Raw genomic sequence first — 21,359 nt, 5'->3', positions numbered from 1 at the left:
GCGCTTAGGGTGAGGGGCGCTTGCCCTGGCGGTAAAGCCCTTGTCCAGGCGCTTTTGAGGGGGTGGCGGAGCCGTGGCCTAGGCTGGTCGTGTGACGACCCCGGAAGCTGAGCAGTACCCGTCCGAGCCCTCCGCGGAGCCGCCCCGCGGCGAGCCGCCCGTCGAGGACGGGCCGTCCGCCGAGCCGGGCGCCGACGCGGTGCCGGGGGCTGATGAGCCGTCGGGCACGGAGGCCGGGGGTGACGAGCCCTCGGGCGACGCCGGAGGCGGAGGCGAAGAGCAGGCGTGGCCCGAGGAGCGGCTGGAGCGGGCCGTGCGGGCGGCCGAGCAGGCGCTGATCGAGTACGAGATCGCGGTGGAGACGTTCCGGGTCGAGGTGGAGAACTTCTCCCGGCTGCACCACCAGAAGCTCGGGCCGATGTACTCACGGCTCGACGAGCTGGAGGCGCAGATCGCCGAGGCCCGGGCCGCGCGCACCGGCGACCCGGAGGACGTGCGCAAGGCGCGGGAAGCGCGCGCCCGCGTCATGCCGATGCCGGGGATCGAGGAACTGTTCCACGACTGGCTCGACTCGGACGGGCTGTCCCCGGAGGCCTCGGCCATGCTGACCGACCAGCCGGTGCGGCCGCCGCAGCGGGTCCGGCCGAGCGACGAGGCCCGCAAGCTCTACCGGGAGCTCGTCCGCAAGGCGCACCCCGACCTGGCTCAGGACGACGGCGAGCGCGCGCGGCGCGATGAGTTCATCGCTCGGGTCAACGCCGCGTACGGCCGTGGGGACGAGGCGCTGCTCCGGGAGCTGTCCGAGGAGTGGGCCGCCGGTCCCGTGCCCGAGGAGTGGCGCCCGAGCCGCAGCGAGGAGCTCTACGCCCGCCTCGAATGGCTCGCCCAGCGCAAGGATCTGCTCACGTTCGTGGCCCGCGATCTGGAGGAGAGCGCGATCGGAGCGATGCTCAAGATGGCGCCGGACGACCCCGACCGGCTCCTGGAGGAGATCGCCGAGCAGTTGCTGACGCAGGTGGGCGAGCGGGAGGCGGAGCTGGCGGGGTTGCTCGGCAGTGGGGCCTGAGGCCGATCTCAGGCCTGATCCGGTCGCGTACGACTCGTTCGCGTACACCGGGCGGACCGGGGCGGCGACCAGGTCAGGTAGCGTCAGAGGCATGCAATTCGGAGCTGGTGTGCCCACGGTCGAGGTCGGGGATCTCTCGGACGGAGACTTCCTGCTGGACGTCCGGGAGGACGACGAGTGGCAGGCAGGTCACGCGGAAGGGGCACTGCACATCCCCATCAGCGATTTCGTGGCCCGTTACGGCGAGCTGACCGAGGCGGCGCCGCAGGACGGCAGGATCCATGTGATCTGCCGCTCCGGCGGCCGTTCGGCGCAGGTCGCGATGTACCTGGCCCAGCAGGGCATCGACGCGGTGAACGTCGACGGCGGCATGCAGGTCTGGGCGGCCGTGGGCCGCCCCGTGGTGGACGACAAGGGCCGGCCGGGCTTCGTGCTCTAGCGGCACGGCAGGACATCGTGCCCGATGCTCTGTCACGCCTCACGATGCTCTGGCGTGCCTCCCCATGCTCTGTCGTGCCTCACTCCGGCGCGGGCAGGCGGAAGTCGTCCTGCCCCAGCGGGGTGACCGGGCCGAGGAAGCGGGCCGCGGTGGCTCTCGCGCGGGAGAAAACGGGCCGCGGGAGCCCTCACCCCAGCGCATGCGCCGCCAGCAGGTCTCCCAGGGCCTCCTCGTGTGCCGCCGCCGGGCCGAGCGAGAGCTCCAGGTGCTTGGCCCAGGCGTGGTACCGGTGCAGGGGGTAGTCGGTGTCCGCGCCGAAGCCCCCGTGCAGATGCTGCGCGGTCTGCACCACGCGTCGTACGCCCTCGGATGCCCAGATCTTGGCGACGGCGACGTCACCGGACGAGGGCAGCGCCCCGCCCGCCCCCGTACTGATCCGCCATGCGGCCTGCCAGAGGGTCACCTCCATCGCGCGCAGGTCGATGTAGCGGTCGGCGGCCTGCACGGCCACGGCCTGGAACGTGGCGACCGGGAACCCGAACTGCTCCCGCTTGCTGGTGTATTCGCTCGTCATCCCGAGCACGCCCTCGCCCAGCCCGAGCGCCAGCGCACACGTCCCGGTCGCGAGGAGCTCACGCAACCACTCCCAGGCGCCCTCGGCGTCGATGACGTCACGGGCGGCGACGCGTGCGGAATCCAGCCGGAGTTCGCCGAGCCGCTCGCCCGTCGTGGAGACCTGCTCGGCGAGCACCGCGCCTTCGTGGACGCGGGGTACGAGGGCGAGTACGGAACGGCCCGAAACGGTGCTCAACGCGGGTACGAGCACGAAGTCCGCGTTCTGTGCCCAGGGAACGGCCGTCTGTACCCCGTCCAGCACCCAGGTGTCGCCCTCCCGCCACGCGGTCACGGCGAGTTCGGCGCCGTCGTGCCCGGTGCGCCCGTTCGCGGCGACAGTCAGCACCACCTCGCCCCGGCCGGCCCGCGCCAGCAGCTCCGCCTTCAGCTCCTCACCGCCGTACGTCTGCACGGCCAGGGCCGCCGCACCGCTCTCCAGCAGCGGCACTCGCGCGAGCACCTTCGCCGACTCGCGCAGCACCAGGCACAGCGCGATGGCGTCCAGGCCCGCGCCGCCGTAGCGGGCGTCGAGCAGCAGGCTCAGCAGGTCCGCGTCGGCGAGCCTGGCCCACAGCGCACGGTCGAAGTCGTCCGCGACGGCGCCCGCGGTGAGCGCGGGACTCGGTACACCGTCGGGCGCGACCCCCGCGAACACCGCCTTCGCCGCCTCCACGGCCGCCTGCTGCTCCTCGGTGAAGGTGAAGTCCACGATCCCGTCCTCTCCGGTCCCGGATCTCCTGATCTGACGGAGCGTCAAGATAGAACAGGTTCTACAAGAAGGGAACGGGTCGGGACCAGGGCCGTAAGGTGTCCACCGCTGTGGATAACCTTGTGGCCGCTGTGGCTTTTGGGGCTGTCCTGGACGGGTGGGCCTGAGTACCGTTCCGGTGCGAACGTCGCGTCGCGGCGCCGCGGGGGCGGTACGACGCCCTGCGGGCCGGCGAGGGAATCAGGCCGACATCGGGGAACGGGGCGAAATGGACGCGTACGACAAGGGCTCGAACGCCCGTCCCGTGCCGAGCGAGCCCGCGGCCCCCGACCTTGCCCCAGCCCCTGCCTCTGCTCCCGAGCCCGGCTCCGCCGCTGAGCCCGCGCCAGGCGCCCCCGACGGCCCGCCGCCGGACAGCCATGCGGGCCACGCAGGCCACGCGGCCTCCGGCGACGGGCCCGCCGGACCTCCGTCCCTCATCGGCATCTCGCCCTCCGGCGACGGGCCGGCCGGCCCGTCGCCCGTCACCGGCATCGCCGCCCTCTCCCTCCGCTACCAGATCGCCGCCGCGCTCGCCCTCGCGGTCGTCGCGGTCGCCGCCTGTGTGCACGTCGGCATGGTCTTCCTGCACGTCGCGCCGTCGAACACGGTCACGAAGCAGCACGGGCGGGCGATCGACGAGTGGGTCTACCCCGAGTTCGAGCAGAACTGGAAGCTCTTCGCGCCCAACCCGCTTCAGCAGAACATCTCGGTCCAGGTACGCGCCGAGGTGCGGACCAGTGACGCCGACGTCACGACGACCGGCTGGTACGACCTCTCCGCGCGGGACGGCGCGGCCATCGACGCCAATCTGCTGCCCAGCCACACACAGCAGAACGAGCTGCGCAGGGCCTGGGACTTCTACGTGGCCACGCACGACAACGAGAACCGTCCCAGCGGTCTGCGCGGCGCGCTCTCCGAACGCTATCTGCGCCGCATCGTGGTGCTGCGCCTCGACCGCGAGCGGGCGGGCGGCCGGGCCGCGGTCGTACAACAGGTCCAGGTCCGCTCCCGTACGACCAATGTGCCGTCTCCGAAGTGGAGCAAGGAGCAGGTGTCCGACAAGCCCATGGTCCGCCAGCTGCCCTGGTGGCCGGTGTCGAAGGCCGACCGACCGGCCGGGACGCGGCCCACGGAGAGCACGGAGGCGAGCGCCGGATGAGCAGCGTGGACCGCGACCCGAAGAGCAACGCGACGGGCGACCCGAAGAGCACCCCGACGGGCAGCCAGATGATCAGCCGGACAAGTAGCCCGGCCAGTAGCCCGGCAAGCAGTCGGACGAGCCGCTACGACGGCAAGGACCGTGTCGGCCAGAAGCTCGCACGTGCCGTCACACGCGTCACCGGCGAGGCCCTCGGCCCGTACCAGACCGCCGTGATCCGCATCGGCTTCGCGGTCACCTGGCTGCTGTTCCTGCTGCGTGAGTTCCCGCACCGCGAGGAGATGTACGGGCCCGACGGCCCCTGGAGCTGGGATCTCGCTCAGCAGCTCATTGCCAACAACCACGCCTTCACGGCCCTCATATGGGCCGACAGCCAGGTCTGGTTCGAGATCGTCTACGCCCTCGCCGTGCTCTCCAGCGCCCTACTGATGCTCGGCTGGCGCACCCGCACCATGTCCGTGCTTTTCCTGATAGGCGTGCTCTCCCTGCAGAACCGCAGCATCTTCATGGGGGACGGCGGCGACAACGTCATCCACCTGATGGCGATCTACCTCGTGTTCACGCGCTGCGGCCAGGTGTGGTCGCTGGACGAGCGACGGGAGCGGCTCGCGGGTGAGGCGCGCGCGCGTGGGGAGCGGTTCAGCCCGGACAGGGTGGGGCCCGTGCTGTGGGCGTTGCTCGGTCTTGCGCTGGCTGCCGCGACATTGGCCGGGAAACTCGCTGTCGGTCGACTGCTGTCAGACATGATCGAGGCTCGGGAGGAAGTGTTCGGTCCTGAACTGGCCTTTCTGTCGTGGGTCCTCGGCCCCGGGCTGTTGCCGGCGATCCTCTGGGGCCTGTGGGCCGCCCTTGGCCTGTGGTGGGCCGTCGGACGATACGCGCGCACCGCGCAGCCCCGCATATTCCTCGACGTCGTCGCCAACCTCGCCCACAACGCCGCCCTGTTCGTGATCATGGCCGAGGCGTGCCTGATCTACGCGACCGCCGGCTGGTACAAGATCCAGGGTTCCCGCTGGCAGGACGGCACCGCCGTCTACTACCCGCTCCACCTGGACTACTTCTCGCCCTGGCCGGTCCTCTCCGACCTGCTGTCCGCACACGGCACGACGGTGATGCTGGTGACGTACGGGACGGTCATCGTGCAGGTCGCCTTCCCCTTCACGCTCTTCAACCGGCAGGTGAAGAACGTCCTGCTGGCGGCCATGATGACCGAGCACGCCGTGATCGCCGTCGTCCTGGGACTGCCGTTCTTCTCGCTCGCGATGATCGCCGCCGACGCGGTGTTCCTGCCGACGTCCTTCCTGCGCCGCCTCGGCGGATGGGTGGCACGCGCGCGTGGACGGTTGTTTTCGGGCGTCGGCCGTACGCTGCCGGAACCGCGTGCGGAGGCTTCGCGCGCCCCGGCGACGGCCGAGGACAGGCACGTAGGCTTCACGGCATGACGGCCCCCCACGACCCCGTACGCGCCTGGCGCCGGCTCGCCGACACCTCCGTCCTGCTCGACGGCTTCCACGCCCTCAAGCACGCCGTGCGCTTCCGGGCCGACGTCACGGTGGCCGTCACCACGGACCGGGAGGCGGCGCTCGCGCTCGCCGACGAGCTGGCGCCGGACGTACGGGACACGCTCGACGGCCTCCTGGAAGAGGTCCCGGAGGCCGCGTACCAGAGCCTGGTCCCGCGTGCGCACCCCACCGCGGTGGCCGCGCTGGCGGTGCGTCCCTCGCGCGACGCGGGTCTGCGGGCGCTGGCCCGTACTCCGCGTACCGCGCCCGTTGTCGTCCTCGACCATCCGCGCAATCTCGGGAACGCCGGCGCGGTGATCCGGCTCGCGGCGGGCTTCGGCGCGACCGGAGTCGTCACCACCGGCACCCTCGACCCCTGGCATCCCACGGTCGTGCGCGGCGGGGCGGGACTGCACTTCGCGACCGTCGTGGAGCGCCTGACCGTGGCCGAGCTGCCGCCCGGGCCGGTGTTCGCCCTCGACCCGGAGGGCGAGGACATCCGGGGCCTGAAGCTCCCGGACGACGCGCTGCTCGCCTTCGGCTCGGAGCGCAGTGGCCTGTCTCCCGACCTACGCGCGCGTGCCGACCACCTGGTGTCCCTGCCGATGCGCCCTCAGGTCTCCAGCTACAACCTCGCGACCAGCGTGGCCATGACGCTGTTCCACTGGAGCGCCCCCTAGGGGCGGCGGGGAACTGCGCGCCCAGCCCCCGGCTACCCGCAGCCGTGCAACAACCCGCAGCCGTGCAGCAACCCGCAGTTCCCCAACGGCCCGCCTACGCCTCCCGACGAACCTCCACCACTCGGAATCGGTTCGCCACGAAAGCGCCGTCACACAGCGCAGAGTTCGCCGCCGAGTTGCCGCCCGAGCCGTGGAAGTCCGAGAAGGCGGCGGTTTGGTTGACGTAGACCCCGCCCGTGAGGTTCAGCGAGAGCTGAGCGCACTCCTCCAGGCAGGCCTCCTGCACGGCCTGCTCGAACTCCTCGGAGGTCGTGTACGCGCCGACCGTCATCGCGCCCTTGTCCCTGATCGTCCGCCGCAGCAGTTCCACCGCGTCCGCCGCGGAGTCGACCGCGACGGCGAAGGAGACCGGCCCGAAGCACTCGCTCATGTAGGCCGCCTCGGCGTCGGGCTTGGCGCCGTCGAGCTTCACGATCACGGGAGTGCGGACGACCGCGCCCGGGAACTCGGGGTTGGCGATTTCCCGTGAGGCAAGCGCGACTTCACCGAGCCCGGCCGCGGCTTCCAGGCGTGCCTTCACGTCGGGGTTCACGATCGCTCCGAGAAGGGCGTTCGCCCGGGCGTCGTCCCCGAGGAGTCCGCCGACCGACTTGGCGAGGTCGGCGACCACCTCGTCGTACGACCTGGGGCCATCCTCCGTACGGATGCCGTCACGCGGGATGAGGAGGTTCTGCGGGGTCGTGCACATCTGGCCGCTGTAGAGGGACAAGGAGAAGGCGAGGTTCGACAGCATCCCCTTGTAGTTGTCGGTGGACTCCACGATCACCGTGTTGACGCCGGCCTTCTCCGTGTAGACCTGCGCCTGGCGGGCGTTGGCCTCCAGCCAGTCGCCGAACGCCGTCGAGCCCGTGTAGTCGATGATCCGGATCTCGGGGCGGGTGGCCAGGGTCTTGGCGATGCCCTCTCCGGGGCGCTCGGCGGCCAGCGCCACCAGGTTCGGGTCGAAGCCCGCCTCGGTCAGCACCTCGCGGGCCACCTGGACGGTGAGCGCGAGCGGCAGCACCGCGCGCGGGTGGGGCTTCACGAGGACCGCGTTGCCGGTGGCCAGGGAGGCGAACAGGCCCGGGTAGCCGTTCCACGTCGGGAAGGTGTTGCAGCCGATCAGCAGCGCGGTGCCGCGCGGCACCGGCGTGAACTGCTTGGTCAGCGCGATCGGGTCGCGTTTGCCCTGGGGCTTCGTCCACTCGGCGTTGTCCGGCGTGCGGACCTGTTCCACGTACGCGTACGCCACAGCCTCCAGGCCGCGGTCCTGCGCGTGCGGGCCGCCCGCCTGGAACGCCATCATGAAGGCCTGGCCGCTGGTGTGCATGACCGCGTGCGCGAACTCGTGCGTGCGGTCACTGATCCGCTTGAGGATCTCCAGGCACACCACGGCGCGCATCTCCGCGCCCGCGTCGCGCCACGCGCGCTGCCCGGCGCGCATGGCGGGCAGCAGTGCGTCGATGTCCGCGTGCGGGTACGTGACGCCCAGCTCGATCCCGTACGGCGAGACCTCGCCGCCCACCCAGTCGTCGGTGCCGGGCTGGCCGAGGTCGAGGCGGCTGCCCAGGAGGGCGTCGAAGGCGGCCTTGCCCTCCGGCATGCCCAGGCTGCCGTTCTCCCCGTACGCCTTGGGGTGCTCGGGGTGCGGGGACCAGTACGCGCGTGTGCGGATCGCTTCCAGCGCCTGGTCGAGGGTGGGCCGGTGCTGGGCGATCAGCTGATGCGTGGTGAGTTCGGCAGTGGCCATCAGGGACCAACTCCTCGTCTCACGAGCTCTTCTTCGAACTCGCGACCTGGGCAGAATTATCGAAAGGTGTGGCGCGAAGCGCCTCGTGCAGGGTGGTGGTGGGAGACGGGTGGGCGGACACGGCTAGAGTAACCGAACGATCGGTCGGGACAAGGGGGACCGCCGAACCTGTGGACAACCCGGTGCGGGAGGATCGCGAGCATGACAGCACTCGACCTCGCCGGCCCCGTGGCCGTCGTCGGCACCGGCACCATGGGCCAGGGCATCGCTCAGGTCGCTCTCGTCGCCGGCCACCCCGTGCGGCTGTACGACGCCGTGCCCGGCCGTGCCCTGGCCGCGGCCGAAGCGATCGGTACCCGCCTCGACCGGCTTGTCGAGAAGGACCGGCTGACCGGCGCCGAACGGGACGCCGCACGCGCCCGCCTGCGCCCCGCCGAGACCCTCTCCGAACTCGCCGACTCCGGTCTGGTCGTCGAAGCCGTCCTGGAGCGACTGGACGTCAAACAGCAACTGTTGCGCGAACTCGAGGAGATCGTCGAGGACGACTGCCTGCTCGCCACCAACACCTCGTCCCTGTCGGTGACCGCGATCGGCGGCGCCCTGCGCAACCCCGGCCGCTTCGTGGGGCTGCACTTCTTCAACCCCGCGCCGCTGATGCCCCTCGTGGAGGTCGTCTCCGGGTTCGCGACGGACGTCACGTCGGCGACGCGCGCGTACGAGATGGCACGCGCCTGGGGGAAGACCCCGGTCGCCTGCGCCGACACCCCGGGCTTCATCGTCAACCGCATCGCGCGGCCCTTCTACGCCGAGGCCTTCGCGGTCTACGAGGCCCAGGCCGCCGATCCCGCCACGATCGACGCCGTCCTGCGCGAGTCGGGCGGCTTCAAAATGGGCGCCTTCGAACTGACCGACCTCATCGGCCAGGACATCAACGAGTCCGTCACGCGGTCCGTGTGGGAGTCCTTCTTCCAGGACGTGCGGTTCACGCCCTCGCTGGCCCAGCGGCGGCTCGTCGAGTCCGGCCGGCACGGCCGCAAGACGGGACACGGCTGGTACGACTACGGGGACGACGCCGACCGCCCCGAGCCGCACACCGCGGAGAAGGTCCAGCCGCCCGCGCACGTCGTCGTGGAGGGCGATCTGGGCCCCGCCGCCGAATTGGTCGCGCTGATCCGGGAGGCGGGCATCCAGGTCCGCGAGGACGAGGAGGACCACGGCACGCGGCTGGTACTGCCGAGCGGCGGCCAGCTGGCCCTCGCGGACGGCCAGACCGCCGTCGAGTTCCGCGACGTCGTCTACTTCGACCTGGCGCTCGACTACCGCCGGGCGACCCGTATCGCCCTGTCCCACTCGCGGGACGCCCAGACGCAGACCCTCGCCGAGGCGACCGGGCTCTTCCAGGCCCTCGGCAAGGACGTCAGCGTCATCGGGGACGTACCGGGCATGATCGTCGCCCGTACCGTGGCCCGCATCGTCGACCTGGCGCACGACGCGGTCGCCAAGGGGGTGGCCACCGAGGAGGACATCGACACGGCGATGCGGCTGGGCGTCAACTACCCCCTGGGGCCCTTCGAATGGAGCCGCAGGCTCGGCAGGAGCTGGGCCTACGACGTCCTGGACGACCTGCACCTGCGTGAACCCTCAGGGCGTTACGCGCCGTCTCTCGCGCTCTACCGCCACGCGTACGCCTCCGAGAAGCGGGAGGGCACCCCATGACCACCGCCAAGCGCGACACCTACACCCCGGAGACGCTGCTCTCCGTGGCCGTGCGGATCTTCAACGAGCGCGGCTACGACGGCACCTCCATGGAGCACCTCTCCAAGGCGGCCGGCATCTCCAAGTCGTCGATATACCACCACGTCACGGGCAAGGAGGAGCTGCTGCGCCGGGCCGTCAGCCGGGCCCTCGACGGCCTCTTCGGGATCCTCGACGAGGAGCACGCGCGCGTGGGGCGTGCCGTGGAGCGTCTGGAGTACGTCACCCGGCGCATGGTCGAGGTGCTCACCGCCGAGCTGCCGTACGTGACGCTGCTGCTGCGGGTGCGCGGCAACACCGAAGCCGAGCGCTGGGCCCTGGAGCGGCGCCGGGACTTCGACCACCGGGTGGCCGAGCTCCTGAGGGCGGCGGCGGCCGACGGGGACGTACGCGGCGACGTGGAGTTCGGGCTCGCGACCCGGCTGGTCTTCGGGATGATCAACTCGATCGTCGAGTGGTACCGCCCCGACGGGCGGGGCATGGGCGAGCGCGAAGTGGCGGACGCGGTCGTGCGACTGGTCTTCGGGGGGCTCAGGAAAGAGGACTGAGCCCGGTCCGGCGACTCCGGACCGTCCTCCTGTGATTCCAGGCCACTGCGGGCCTGCCCTCACCCCTGCGGCTCCAGGTCCTCTTCCTCGAACACCAGCAGCGTCCGCGTGCTGAGCACCTCGGGGATGGCCTGGAGCCGGGTGAGCACCAGTTCGCGCAGGGCTCTGTTGTCCGGCGTGTGCACCAGCAGCAGGACGTCGAAATCGCCGCCCACCAGGGCGATGTGGGAGGCACCCGGGAGCTCCCTCAGCTGCTCCCGCACAGTGCGCCACGAGTTCTGCACGATCTTGAGGGTGACGTATGCCGAGGTGCCGTGTCCCGCGCGCTCGTGATTGACGCGGGCGCCGAAGCCGCGGATCACGCCGTCCTCGAGGAGGCGGTTGATGCGTGCGTAGGCGTTGGCCCGGGAGACGTGGACGCGCTCGGCCACGGACCGTATCGAGGCGCGGCCGTCCGCCTGGAGCATTTGGAGGATGTCCTGATCGATGGCGTCGAGCGGGCGCGCGGGCGGCGGGGAGCTTCCGGCCTCCGGCCCCTCGGCCATTTGTTCAGGTGGCATGTCCCCCCGCTTCCCTACCATGGACGTACTGCGTCCATATCAGGCTGTGGAGAACCGTTTGTCCACAGCCTGCAGGTGCCTGTAGCCAAAATGTGTCGACGACCGAACAATCGGTAGGTGAGGCGCATCACCTTTGGCGTGCCTTTCGAAGCCGTCCCACGAGGAGGTGCCGACATGACGGTCATGGAGCAGCGAGGCGCATACCGGCCAACCCCGCCGCCCGCCTGGCAGCCCCGCACCGACCCCGCGCCGCTGCTGCCCGACGCGCTGCCCCACCGCGTCCTCGGCACCGAGGCAGCCGCTCAAGCCGACCCGGGTCTGTTGCGCCGTCTGTACGCGGAGCTGGTGCGCGGCCGTCGCTACAACGCGCAGGCCACGGCCCTCACCAAGCAGGGCCGCCTTGCCGTCTACCCCTCCTCCACCGGCCAGGAGGCCTGCGAGGTCGCCGCCGCGCTCGTCCTCCAGGAGCGCGACTGGCTCTTCCCGAGCTACCGGGACACGCTGGCCGCCGTCGCCCGAGGCCTCGATCCCGTACAGGCTCTTACCCTCCTGCGCGGTGACTGGCACACCGGATACGACCCCCACGAGCACCGCATCGCGCCGCTGTGCACGCCGCTGGCGACCCAGCTGCCGCACGCCGTGGGCCTCGCGCACGCCGCGCGCCTCAAGGGTGACGACGTGGTCGCGCTCGCCCTGGTCGGCGACGGCGGCACCAGCGAGGGCGACTTCCACGAGGCGCTGAACTTCGCCGCCGTCTGGCAGGCCCCGGTCGTCTTCCTCGTCCAGAACAACGGCTTCGCGATCTCCGTCCCGCTCGCCAAGCAGACCGCGGCCCCCTCGCTGGCCCACAAGGCCGTCGGCTACGGGATGCCGGGCCGCCTGGTGGACGGCAACGACGCCGCCGCGGTGCACGAGGTCCTCAGCGATGCCATCGCCCACGCGCGCGCGGGCGGCGGTCCGACGCTCGTGGAGGCGGTGACGTACCGCATGGAGGCCCACACGAACGCCGACGACGACAAGCGCTACCGCGCCGACTCCGAGGTGGCGGCCTGGCGCGAGCACGACCCGATCGCCCTCCTGGAGCACGAACTGACCGAGCGCGGACTGCTCGACGAGGCCGGCATACGTGCCGCGCGCGAGGACGCCGACGCGATGGCCGCGAACCTGCGCGAGCGCATGAACCAGGAACCGGCCCTCGACCCCATGGACCTCTTCGCGCACGTGTACGCCCAGCCCACGACCCAACTCCTGGAGCAGGAGGCGCAGCTGTGGGCCGAGCTGGACGCCGAGGCCCGCAATCATGAGGACGAGTCGGAAGGAGCCGCGCGATGACCACCGTCGCGGTGAAGCCGGCCACCATGGCGCAGGCCCTCGGGCGGGCGCTGCGCGACGCGATGGCCGACGACCCGACCGTGCACGTCATGGGCGAGGACGTCGGCACCCTGGGCGGCGTCTTCCGGGTCACCGACGGGCTCGCCAAGGAGTTCGGCGAGGACCGCGTCACGGACACGCCGCTCGCCGAGGCGGGCATCCTCGGGACGGCCGTCGGCATGGCCATGTACGGGCTGCGACCGGTCGTCGAGATGCAGTTCGACGCCTTCGCGTACCCCGCCTTCGAGCAGCTGATCTCGCACGTGGCGCGGATGCGCAACCGCACGCGGGGCGCCATGCCGCTGCCGATCACCATCCGCGTTCCCTACGGCGGCGGCATCGGCGGCGTCGAGCACCACAGCGACTCGTCCGAGGCGTACTACATGGCGACTCCGGGGCTCCATGTCGTCACGCCCGCGACGGTTGCCGACGCGTACGGACTGCTGCGCGCCGCCATCGCCTCCGACGACCCGGTCGTCTTCCTCGAACCCAAGCGCCTGTACTGGTCGAAGGACTCCTGGAACCCCGAAGAGCCGCGGCCCGTTGAACCGATAGGCCGCGCGGTGGTGCGGCGCTCCGGCCGGAGCGCAACGCTCCTCACATACGGGTCGTCCGTGCCCGTCTGCCTGGAGGCGGCCGAGGCGGCTCGGGCCGAGGGCTGGGATCTCGAAGTCGTCGACCTGCGCTCCCTGGTGCCGTTCGACGACGAGACGGTCTCCACGTCCGTACGGCGGACAGGGCGGGCCGTCGTGGTGCACGAGTCCGGGAGTTTCGGCGGGCCGGGCGGAGAGATCGCCGCGCGGGTCACCGAGCGGTGCTTCCACTATCTGGAGGCGCCGGTGCTGCGGGTGGCCGGGTTCGACATCCCGTACCCGCCGCCGATGCTGGAACGGCATCACCTGCCCGGAGTCGACCGGATTCTGGACGCGGTGGCGCGTCTGCAGTGGGAGGCGGAGAGCTGATGGCGCAGGTCCTGGAATTCAGGCTTCCCGACCTCGGTGAAGGACTCACCGAGGCCGAGATCGTCCGCTGGCTCGTCCAGGTCGGCGACGTCGTCGCCGTCGACCAGCCCGTCGTCGAGGTCGAGACGGCCAAGGCGATGGTCGAGGTGCCCTGCCCGTACGGCGGCGTGGTCACGGCCCGCTACGGCGACGAGGGCACCGAGCTCCCCGTGGGCGCCCCCCTGTTGACGGTCGCGGTGGGCGCACCGGCCTCCGGCGGTGAGGACGAGGGTTCCGGGAACGTGCTCGTGGGCTACGGCACGGGGGCGCCTCCGGCGCGGCGCGCAAGGGTGCGCCCGCCTGCGAGTGGCGCGGCTCCGGGGCCGCGGTCGCCGGGGCCGGCAGCGAACGGACCCGGCCCGGACCGGTCCGGCAGTGCGGACGGGACCGAGGCACCCGCAGGCCGACGTGCGGGACACCCGGATACGGACCTGACCGTCGCGGCGGCAGCCGGGTCCAGCACCGCTGTCCGTCGTCCCGTACGGGACGAGGAGCCGGTCATGGACGGGACCGGACACGATTCAGGTGTCGATTCCGGGCGCCCAAGTGCTGATTCCGGGCGCCGGGCCGACGGCGGCCCCGTGCCTGTGATCTCCCCGCTCGTGCGTCGGCTCGCGCGCGAACACGGCCTGGACCTACGGGAGCTGGCGGGCTCGGGTCCGGAGGGGCTCGTCACGCGCGCGGACGTGGAGTACGCCGCCAGGGCCGGCGCTTCCGCCAAGTCGGCCGCTCGGACGCCACAGGTCTCCGTGGCCGCGTCCGCACCGACTGCTCAGGCACCGACTGCTCAGGCACCGGCCATGACGCCCATGCCTGCGGTCCCCGGCACCAGCACCGGCACTGGCACTGTCGCCGGCACTCGGATCCCCCTCCGAGGCATCCGTGGCGCCGTCGCCGACAAGCTCTCCCGCAGCCGTCGCGAGATACCCGACGCGACCTGCTGGGTGGACGCCGACGCCACGGAACTCATGCAAGCGCGCGCGGCGATGAACGCGGCCGGCGGCCCGAAGATCTCCCTCCTCGCGCTGCTCGCCCGCGTCTGCACCGCCGCGCTGGCCCGCTTCCCCGAGCTCAACTCGACTGTCGACATGGACGCCCGCGAGGTCGTACGGCTCGACGCGGTGCACCTCGGGTTCGCGGCGCAGACCGAGCGGGGGCTCGTCGTGCCGGTGGTGAAGGACGCGCACGCGCGGAACGCGGAGTCGCTGAGCGCGGAGTTCGCGCGGCTCACCGAGGCGGCGCGGACCGGAACACTCACCCCCAGGGAGCTCACCGGCGGGACCTTCACGCTGAACAACTACGGGGTGTTCGGCGTCGACGGCTCCACGCCGATCATCAATCACCCCGAGGCGGCCATGCTCGGCGTCGGCCGGATCGTCCCCAAGCCCTGGGTGCACGAGGGCGAGCTGGCGGTGCGGCAGGTCGTGCAGCTCTCGCTCACCTTCGACCACCGGGTCTGCGACGGCGGCACGGCGGGCGGTTTCCTCCGGTATGTGGCGGACTGTGTGGAACAGCCGACGGTGCTGCTGCGGACCCTCTAGCCACCTTGCCGGCCACCCCGGCCCGTACGACCTCGCCACCAACCCGCACACATCACGCCGCCACCCCCGTCCACATGCTGTGCACAGGGGTGGCAAAGATCCATCGGGCCCTCATACTCGGGGAGTGACCGCGTACGAGCCTCCCAGCGCACCCGGTACCGACGACGGCTATGACACTGTCGTGCTCGCCGGCGGCGCCGCCCGCAGGCTCGGCGGGGCGGACAAACCCGGCGTGCGCGTGGGCGGCCGCGCCCTGCTCGACCGGGTCCTGGCCGCCTGCTCCGGCGCCGCCACCACGGTGGTCGTGGCGGAGCCGAGGCCCACCGCGCGTCCGGTGGAGTGGGCGCGCGAGGATCCGCCCGGCGCGGGCCCGGCTGCCGCCCTCGACGCCGGGCTGCGGAGCACCACCGCGGAGTGCGTCGTGGTGCTCTCCGCCGACTTGCCGTTCCTGGACGAGGGGACGGTACGGCGGCTGCTGACCGCTCTTCAGGAGGCGGGCACCGAGGGCGTGTTGCTCACGGACCCCGGTGGCCGCGACCAGCCGCTCGTGGCCGCGTACCGGAGTGCGGCACTGCGCCGCGAGCTGGCCGCCCTCCGTGCCGAGCACGGCACACTGACCGGACTGCCGCTGCGGCGGCTCACCGGCGCGCTCGACCTCACCCGAATCAGCGACCCCGTCGCGTCCTTCGACTGCGACACCTGGGACGACATCGCCGCCGCCCGGGCACGTATCAGGGAGCATGGGCACGTGTTGGACGAATGGATTACCGCAGTCAAGGACGAGCTCGGCATCGATCTGGACGTCGACATCGGCATCCTCCTCGACGTCGCCCGCGACGCCGCGCACGGAGTGGCCCGGCCCGCCGCACCGCTGACCACGTTCCTCGTCGGCTACGCGGCGGCCCAGGCCAAGGGAGGCCCCGAGGCGGTGGCGGAGGCCGCGCGCAAGGCGACGGCGCTGGCGCTGCGCTGGGCGGCGGAGGACGACACCCCGGCTCAGCCGGGCACACCGACCCAACCGGGAATCCCGGACGCAGGCCCCACGGCCTCCTCCGGCCCCGGGTCCGCCGAAGAGACCGGCACCGGCACCGGCACTGGTACCGATTCCGCCGCCCCCGAAGCACGACCGGACGCCGGATGACCGCCCGGGGCCAGTACGAAGACGTCGATCTCGACGACCTCGACGTCGAGGAGGCCCTCGCCTTGGTCAAGGAAGGTGGTGCCCAGGTGCCCGACGGCTCCGGAGCCGCTGGCAGCCCTCCTCCGGGACTCCCTTCCGTACCGCCGCCGACACCTGGCGGCGGGACCCGGGAGAGCGCCACCGAGCCTCACCCCCACCACAGCGCCAGCTCTTGGCCCGAGGCCCGCGTCACCGCGGAGCGAGCCCCACTCCGACCGCACGCCCCCGTCTCGGTTTCCCTCGACGCCGCGCTGGGCCTCGTCCTCGCCGCTCCCCTCACCGCCCTCACGGACCTCCCGTCGTTCGACACCTCCGCGATGGACGGCTGGGCGGTCGCCGGGCCCGGCCCGTGGGACGTCCGCGCCGAAGGGGTGCTCGCGGGCCACGCCGAGCCCGAGCCGCTGACCGACGGCGAGGCGGTCCGGATCGCCACCGGCGCGCGGATCCCGCAGGACGCCACCGCGGTGATCCGCAGCGAACACGGCCGCACCGACGACAAGGGGCGGCTCCACGCCGCCCGGGACGTCGCGCAAGGGCAGGACATTCGCCCCCGCGGTCAGGAGTGCCGCTCCGGCGACCCGTTGCTGCCGCCCGGCACGCTGGTCACCCCGGCCGTGCTCGGACTCGCCGCGGCCGCCGGATACGACACGGTCACCGCGGTCCCCCGACCGCGAGCCGAAGTCCTGGTCCTGGGCGACGAGTTGCTCACCGAGGGCCTGCCCCACGACGGGCTGATCCGGGACGCGCTCGGCCCGATGCTGCCGTCGTGGCTGCGCGCACTCGGCGCGGACGTCATCGCGGTGCGCAGGCTGGGCGACGACGCAGAGGCTCTGCACAAGGCGCTGAAGAGCTCCGACGCCGACCTCATCGTCACGACCGGCGGCACCGCCGCGGGACCCGTCGACCACGTCCACCCCACCCTGCGCCGCATCGGCGCCCAGCTCCTGGTGGACGGCGTCATGGTGCGTCCCGGCCACCCCATGCTCCTGGCGCGGACCAAAGAGAACCAGCACCTCGTCGGCCTGCCCGGCAACCCCCTCGCCGCCGTCTCCGGCCTGCTCACGCTCGCGGAACCCCTGCTGCGTACCCTCGCGGGGCGCGCGGCCCCGGAGACGTACACGCTGCCCCTCAAGGACGCCGTGCACGGCCACCCGTACGACACCCGGCTGATCCCCGTCGTCCTGCGTGAGGACCGGGCCGTGCCGCTGCACTACAACGGACCGGCCATGCTGCGCGGCATCGCCGTGGCCGATGCGCTCGCGGTCGTCCCGCCCGGCGGGGCGCGCTCCGGCCAGGAGCTGGAGATCCTCGACCTGCCCTGGGCGACGGCCGGAATCGGGGTGTGTTTCACGTGAAACTTCCGGGCCATGACGCGATCGCCCGCCAGGCGGACGAACGCCTCCTCACGCATCGGGTGGCACTGCCCCGCCGACGGGTGGAACGCCCCATACGCCAGGTCGCCAAACGGGTTGTCATCGCACTGCTGGTGCTGGTCGGGACCGCCCTCATCGTCTACCTCGACCGCGACGGCTACAACGACAACTCCGACGGCTCCGTCGACCTGCTCGACTCCTTCTACTACGCGACCGTCACTCTCTCCACCACCGGCTACGGCGACATCACCCCGGTCAGCGACGCCGCCCGGTTCACCAATATCTTCGTGATCACGCCACTGCGCGTGCTCTTCCTGATCATCCTGGTCGGCACCACGCTCGAGGTCCTCACCGAACGAACCCGGGATGAGTGGCGGCTGAACCGCTGGAGGACGGCTTTGAGGGACCACACCGTTGTCATCGGCTTCGGCACGAAGGGACGCTCGGCGATTCAGACCATGTGTGCGACGGGGCTGAAGAAGGAGCAGGTCGTGGTCATCGACCCCAGCTCCAAGGTGATAGACGCGGCGACGGCCGACGGGTACGCGGGTGTGGTCGGCGATGCCACGCGCAGCGACGTACTGATCCGGGCCGAGGTGCAGAAGGCGCGGCAGATCATCATCGCGACCCAGCGCGACGACACCGCCGTGCTCGTCGCCCTGACCGCCCGGCAGCTCAACCGCGGCGCGAAGATCGTGGCCGCGGTGCGCGAGGAGGAGAACGCGCCGCTGCTCAAGCAGTCCGGCGCCGACGTCGTCATCACCAGCGCGAGCGCCGCCGGCCGGCTTCTCGGCCTCTCCGTGCTCAGCCCCAGCGCGGGCATGGTCATGGAGGACCTCATCCAGCAGGGCAGCGGCCTCGACATCGTCGAACGGCCGGTCGTGAAGGCCGAGGTGGGAAAGGGCGCCCGCGAGACGGAGGACCTGGTGGTGAGCGTCATACGAGGCCATCGGGTGCTCGGATACGACGACCCGGCCGTAGGCAAGCTGCAGCTGACGGACCGGCTGATCACCATCGTCCGGGTCACACCGCACAGGCAGGTGGCGCCGGAGATGCGACCGCTCCGGCAGGACTGACTCCACGCGGCGGTGCTCGCGGATCACATCACAGGCGCGTGTTGGACTTTCGGCAGTGTCGGACGGCCCTCGGCATCTGTACCGTCGCTTCCGTGGACAGCGTGGCGATCAACGGCGTGACGGTGACCGGGACGGGCTGTGCAACGGACAGATCGCCCGGCGGCTGCATGTGGTGGAGGGGACGGCCAAAGCCCATGTCAGTTCCATCCTGGCGCGTCTGGGTGTGGACAACCGGGCCGCTGCCGCGGTCGTTGCCCATGAGGCCGGCATCGTTCCTCCGGAGCCTCCCCAGCCGTGACGCCGCCCGCTGGGCAAGCGGCATGAGCGCGAGCAGTACGGCTGCCACCACAGTGCCGCCGAGCATCGGCCCGGCGAGCACGTCGTGCGGGTAGTGGACCCCCACGACGACCCGTAGCAGCGCGGTAGCCCCGGCCAGCGGCAGCGTGACCGCGGCGAGGCGGGGTCGCAGCAGGGTCAGGCCGACCGCCAGCCCGGCGGCCAGGGTGGCCGGAGGGCAAGACCCGATCCGATGGTGACGCCGTCGTCATCCCGCGCCCCCAGGTACCTGGCAGGGACACGCCGTGCGAGGAGTAGCGTCGGCTCCATGAAGGCAGTGACCATTACTCAGCCCGGCGGTCCCGAAGCGCTCGAGTGGGCAGATGCGCCGGACCCCGTTCCCGGTGACGGGGAAGTCCTCATCCAGGTAGCGGCCAGCGCCGTGAACCGCGCCGATCTGCTCCAGCGCCAGGGGTTCTACAACCCACCGCCAGGAGCGTCCCCGTACCCAGGACTCGAGTGCTCCGGGCGGATCACCGCGCTCGGTCCCGGCGTCTCGGGGTGGGCCGTCGGCGACGAAGTGTGTGCGCTGCTCGCGGGTGGCGGGTATGCCGAGAAGGTGGCCGTGCCGGCCGGGCAGTTGCTGCCCGTTCCCGAGGGCGTCGGCCTCGACAAGGCGGCCGCGCTGCCCGAGGTGACCTGCACGGTCTGGTCCAACGTCTTCATGATCTCCCACCTCCGCCCCGGCGAGACGCTCCTGGTGCACGGCGGAGCGAGCGGCATCGGCACCATGGCGATCCAGCTGGCCAAGGCCGTCGGCGCGAAGGTCGCCGTCACCGCGGGAAGCAAGGAGAAGCTGGAGTTCTGCGCCGAGCTCGGCGCGGACGTGCTGATCAACTACCGCGAGCAGGATTTCGTCGAGGAGATCAAGGCCGCCACCGACGGAGCGGGCGCCGACGTCATCCTCGACAACATGGGCGCCAAGTACCTGGACCGCAACGTCCGGGCCCTCGCGGTCAACGGGCGGCTCGCGATCATCGGCATGCAGGGCGGCATCAAGGGCGAGCTGAACATCGCCACGCTCCTCAACAAGCGGGCCGCCGTCACCGCGACCTCGCTGCGGGCCCGTCCCACCGGAGAGAAGGCGGCGATCGTCGCAGCCGTACGGGAGCATGTCTGGCCGTTGATCGCCGCCGGTCACGTACGTCCGGTGGTCGACCGCGAGCTGCCGATGAGCGAGGCGGCCGCGGCGCACCGGGTGCTGGAGGAGAGCGGGAACATCGGGAAGGTGCTGCTCACGCTCCCCTACTAGGGTTCACGCGCCTACCAGGGTTCACGCGCCCTTTAGGGATCACACCCCGGGGCTTCGACTCACCCCCGCCGCACGCGCAGCGCGAGGAACGCGAGGGCCAGGCCCAGGCCGATGAGGACCAGTCCGCTGCCGAGGGGCAGGACCCGGAGGATGGGTTCCGAGCTGTTCACGGAGCGGGTGTCGCCCTGCTCGGCCCCGACGGGCGGGTCGGACAGCGGTGTGGTGTTCCTGGACGGCTCGGGTGTGACGCCGGCTTCCGGGCGGTCCGGGCTCGCTGGGCCGTCCGGGTGGTCCGCGCCGGTGTCCTCGTCCGTCGGTGCCGCCTCCCGCCCCGGCCGCTCTCGCCCCGCGCCCGCGCGGCTGCCGGCCCGCGACTCGGCGGGGGCGGGCTCGGCGGCGTACGAAGGGGCGTAGGCGCTGCCGTAAGAGGCGGCATACGAGGACGAAGGGGCGGGGCCTGCCACCAGGACCAGCAGCAGGCAGGCCACGCGCGGGGGGCGGAGCCATGGAGCCACGTCGGTGACCCCCTCCCGGTGCGAGGAGCCAAGATCGACGGCACCAGCGTCACACGAGGCCCCCGCACCGGCATCTCGGTCGCCGCAAGGAGTCCTCTGAGTCCCCTGAGTCCCCTGAGTTCCCTGTGGAGTCACGCTCGGTGACACCCTTGGCACACACAGGTCCACCAGGTACAGATACCGGTTATGTCGATACGCCACGGCCTGCTGGCGCTCCTGGCGCGCGGCCCTCGCTACGGCTCGCGGCTGCGCACCGAGTTCGAGGCGCGCACCGGCTCCGCCTGGCCGCTGAACGTCGGCCAGGTCTACACGACGCTCGGCCGGCTGGAGCGGGACGGCCTGGTCGTACAGGAGGGCGCGGACGAGGCGGGCCACGCGCTGTACGCGCTGACGGACTCGGGCCGGGCCGAGCTGCGGGCCTGGTACGCGACTCCCGTGGAGCGGACGGACCTGCCGCGCGACGAGCTGGCGATCAAGCTGGCGATGGCGGTCGGCGCGCCCGGGGTGGACGTACGGGCGGTCACGGAGGCCCAGCGGAGGCATCTGTCGGCGGCGATCCACACGTACACCCGGCTGCGGGCCCAGGCGCTCGCGGAGGCGCCCGCGCACCGCGACGAGCTGGCCCGGCTGTTCGTGCTCGAGCACCTCATCTTCCGCACGGAGGCCGAGACCCGCTGGCTCGACCACTGCGAGGCCAGACTGCTGCGGCTCGCGGAGGCGACAGCGGCCAAGGAGCCACCGGAGGAACCACCGCAGGCACCGCCGATACCGCCTGTCTGACACCGAGCGCCCGTACGTACAGGGTGGATCACCCCTACGAGGGGGCACGAGGGTGATGACATGTACGGGT

19 protein-coding genes and 2 pseudogenes are annotated in these 21,359 nt (G+C 71.8%); 16 read left to right on the top strand and 5 right to left on the bottom strand.

The features are described 5' to 3' along the window. Positions 1–91 precede the first annotated feature (91 nt). On the top strand, positions 92–1,066 hold the full coding sequence (locus tag ACTWQR_RS03650) for a hypothetical protein (RefSeq protein ID WP_443225399.1): 975 nt from the start codon (positions 92–94) through the stop codon (positions 1,064–1,066). Positions 1,067–1,175: 109 nt separating this feature from the next. Beyond that, positions 1,176–1,505 carry a rhodanese-like domain-containing protein gene (locus tag ACTWQR_RS03645; protein WP_443225571.1) on the top strand — a complete coding sequence of 110 codons (330 nt, stop codon included), beginning with the start codon at positions 1,176–1,178 and terminating at the stop codon, positions 1,503–1,505. A gap of 187 nt (positions 1,506–1,692) precedes the next feature. Here the strand turns inward: ACTWQR_RS03645 and ACTWQR_RS03640 are convergent, their stop codons facing one another. Then, entirely contained in the window at positions 1,693–2,829 is a 1,137-nt protein-coding gene (locus ACTWQR_RS03640; RefSeq protein WP_443225398.1) for an acyl-CoA dehydrogenase family protein, read from the bottom strand. Between the two features lie 268 nt (positions 2,830–3,097). On the opposite strand from ACTWQR_RS03640, the gene ACTWQR_RS03635 reads away from it, so the two are divergent. The 3 genes from ACTWQR_RS03635 to ACTWQR_RS03625 are packed head-to-tail and all read left to right on the top strand — an operon-like array spanning position 3,098 to position 6,212. Beyond that, a complete protein-coding gene (locus tag ACTWQR_RS03635) occupies positions 3,098–4,030 on the top strand; it encodes a DUF5819 family protein (RefSeq protein ID WP_443225397.1) in 933 nt (310 codons plus the stop codon). After that, on the top strand, positions 4,027–5,472 hold the full coding sequence (locus ACTWQR_RS03630) for an HTTM domain-containing protein (RefSeq protein ID WP_443225396.1): 1,446 nt from the start codon (positions 4,027–4,029) through the stop codon (positions 5,470–5,472). Before ACTWQR_RS03635 ends, ACTWQR_RS03630 begins: the two co-directional genes overlap by 4 nt. After that, on the top strand, positions 5,469–6,212 hold the full coding sequence (locus tag ACTWQR_RS03625; RefSeq protein WP_443225395.1) for a TrmH family RNA methyltransferase: 744 nt from the start codon (positions 5,469–5,471) through the stop codon (positions 6,210–6,212). Before ACTWQR_RS03630 ends, ACTWQR_RS03625 begins: the two co-directional genes overlap by 4 nt. Before the next feature lie 94 nt (positions 6,213–6,306). Here the strand turns inward: ACTWQR_RS03625 and paaN are convergent, their stop codons facing one another. After that, positions 6,307–8,001: a phenylacetic acid degradation protein PaaN gene (paaN, locus tag ACTWQR_RS03620; protein ID WP_443225394.1), complete on the bottom strand. Its 1,695-nt coding sequence runs from the start codon at positions 7,999–8,001 to the stop codon at positions 6,307–6,309. Between the two features lie 201 nt (positions 8,002–8,202). Here paaN and ACTWQR_RS03615 point away from each other — a divergent pair, with 201 nt between their 5' ends. Continuing rightward, the gene (locus ACTWQR_RS03615) at positions 8,203–9,717 is read left to right on the top strand and encodes a 3-hydroxyacyl-CoA dehydrogenase (protein ID WP_443225393.1); all 1,515 of its coding nucleotides are present in this window, start codon (positions 8,203–8,205) and stop codon (positions 9,715–9,717) included. Continuing rightward, positions 9,714–10,304 carry a TetR/AcrR family transcriptional regulator gene (locus tag ACTWQR_RS03610; RefSeq protein WP_443225392.1) on the top strand — a complete coding sequence of 197 codons (591 nt, stop codon included), beginning with the start codon at positions 9,714–9,716 and terminating at the stop codon, positions 10,302–10,304. Before ACTWQR_RS03615 ends, ACTWQR_RS03610 begins: the two co-directional genes overlap by 4 nt. 59 nt (positions 10,305–10,363) lie before the next feature. On the opposite strand, the gene ACTWQR_RS03605 is transcribed toward ACTWQR_RS03610, so the two are convergent. Further along, positions 10,364–10,864 carry an Lrp/AsnC family transcriptional regulator gene (locus ACTWQR_RS03605; RefSeq protein WP_443225391.1) on the bottom strand — a complete coding sequence of 167 codons (501 nt, stop codon included), beginning with the start codon at positions 10,862–10,864 and terminating at the stop codon, positions 10,364–10,366. Between the two features lie 174 nt (positions 10,865–11,038). Here ACTWQR_RS03605 and pdhA point away from each other — a divergent pair, with 174 nt between their 5' ends. From pdhA to ACTWQR_RS03570, 7 genes and pseudogenes are all read left to right on the top strand, one after another. After that, on the top strand, positions 11,039–12,196 hold the full coding sequence (pdhA, locus tag ACTWQR_RS03600) for a pyruvate dehydrogenase (acetyl-transferring) E1 component subunit alpha (protein WP_443225390.1): 1,158 nt from the start codon (positions 11,039–11,041) through the stop codon (positions 12,194–12,196). Continuing rightward, positions 12,193–13,197, top strand: coding sequence for an alpha-ketoacid dehydrogenase subunit beta (locus ACTWQR_RS03595; RefSeq protein WP_443225389.1), 1,005 nt, complete (start codon positions 12,193–12,195; stop codon positions 13,195–13,197). The genes pdhA and ACTWQR_RS03595 overlap by 4 nt, the downstream gene beginning before the upstream one ends. Beyond that, positions 13,197–14,777, top strand: a complete 1,581-nt coding sequence (locus ACTWQR_RS03590) for a dihydrolipoamide acetyltransferase family protein (protein WP_443225388.1) — start codon at positions 13,197–13,199, stop codon at positions 14,775–14,777. Before ACTWQR_RS03595 ends, ACTWQR_RS03590 begins: the two co-directional genes overlap by 1 nt. Positions 14,778–14,901: 124 nt before the next feature. Next, on the top strand, positions 14,902–15,918 hold the full coding sequence (locus ACTWQR_RS03585; RefSeq protein ID WP_443225387.1) for an NTP transferase domain-containing protein: 1,017 nt from the start codon (positions 14,902–14,904) through the stop codon (positions 15,916–15,918). Further along, positions 15,915–17,312 carry a molybdopterin molybdotransferase MoeA gene (locus tag ACTWQR_RS03580; protein WP_443225386.1) on the top strand — a complete coding sequence of 466 codons (1,398 nt, stop codon included), beginning with the start codon at positions 15,915–15,917 and terminating at the stop codon, positions 17,310–17,312. Before ACTWQR_RS03585 ends, ACTWQR_RS03580 begins: the two co-directional genes overlap by 4 nt. Continuing rightward, on the top strand, positions 17,300–18,406 hold the full coding sequence (locus ACTWQR_RS03575; protein WP_443225385.1) for a potassium channel family protein: 1,107 nt from the start codon (positions 17,300–17,302) through the stop codon (positions 18,404–18,406). The genes ACTWQR_RS03580 and ACTWQR_RS03575 overlap by 13 nt, the downstream gene beginning before the upstream one ends. A gap of 133 nt (positions 18,407–18,539) precedes the next feature. Then, positions 18,540–18,704: pseudogene (locus ACTWQR_RS03570) on the top strand (LuxR C-terminal-related transcriptional regulator); the annotation flags it as partial. Here the strand turns inward: ACTWQR_RS03570 and ACTWQR_RS03565 are convergent. Then, positions 18,690–18,914: pseudogene (locus ACTWQR_RS03565) on the bottom strand (phosphatase PAP2 family protein); the annotation flags it as partial. The pseudogenes ACTWQR_RS03570 and ACTWQR_RS03565 sit on opposite strands and share 15 nt — an antisense overlap. 96 nt (positions 18,915–19,010) lie before the next feature. Here ACTWQR_RS03565 and ACTWQR_RS03560 point away from each other — a divergent pair. After that, entirely contained in the window at positions 19,011–19,994 is a 984-nt protein-coding gene (locus ACTWQR_RS03560; protein WP_443225384.1) for an NAD(P)H-quinone oxidoreductase, read from the top strand. A 59-nt stretch (positions 19,995–20,053) separates the two neighbouring features. Here the strand turns inward: ACTWQR_RS03560 and ACTWQR_RS03555 are convergent, their stop codons facing one another. Next, positions 20,054–20,509, bottom strand: a complete 456-nt coding sequence (locus tag ACTWQR_RS03555) for a hypothetical protein (RefSeq protein WP_443225383.1) — start codon at positions 20,507–20,509, stop codon at positions 20,054–20,056. A 186-nt stretch (positions 20,510–20,695) separates the two neighbouring features. Between ACTWQR_RS03555 and ACTWQR_RS03550 the strand changes: the two genes are divergently transcribed. After that, a complete protein-coding gene (locus ACTWQR_RS03550; protein WP_443225382.1) occupies positions 20,696–21,289 on the top strand; it encodes a PadR family transcriptional regulator in 594 nt (197 codons plus the stop codon). Positions 21,290–21,359: the final 70 nt, after the last annotated feature.

Origin of the sequence: Streptomyces sp. 2A115, assembly GCF_052245575.1 — a bacterium.
GTDB lineage: Bacteria > Actinomycetota > Actinomycetes > Streptomycetales > Streptomycetaceae > Streptomyces.
The sequence above is the reverse complement of the archived record's forward strand: the minus strand, read 5'-3'. Positions and strand labels throughout refer to the sequence as shown.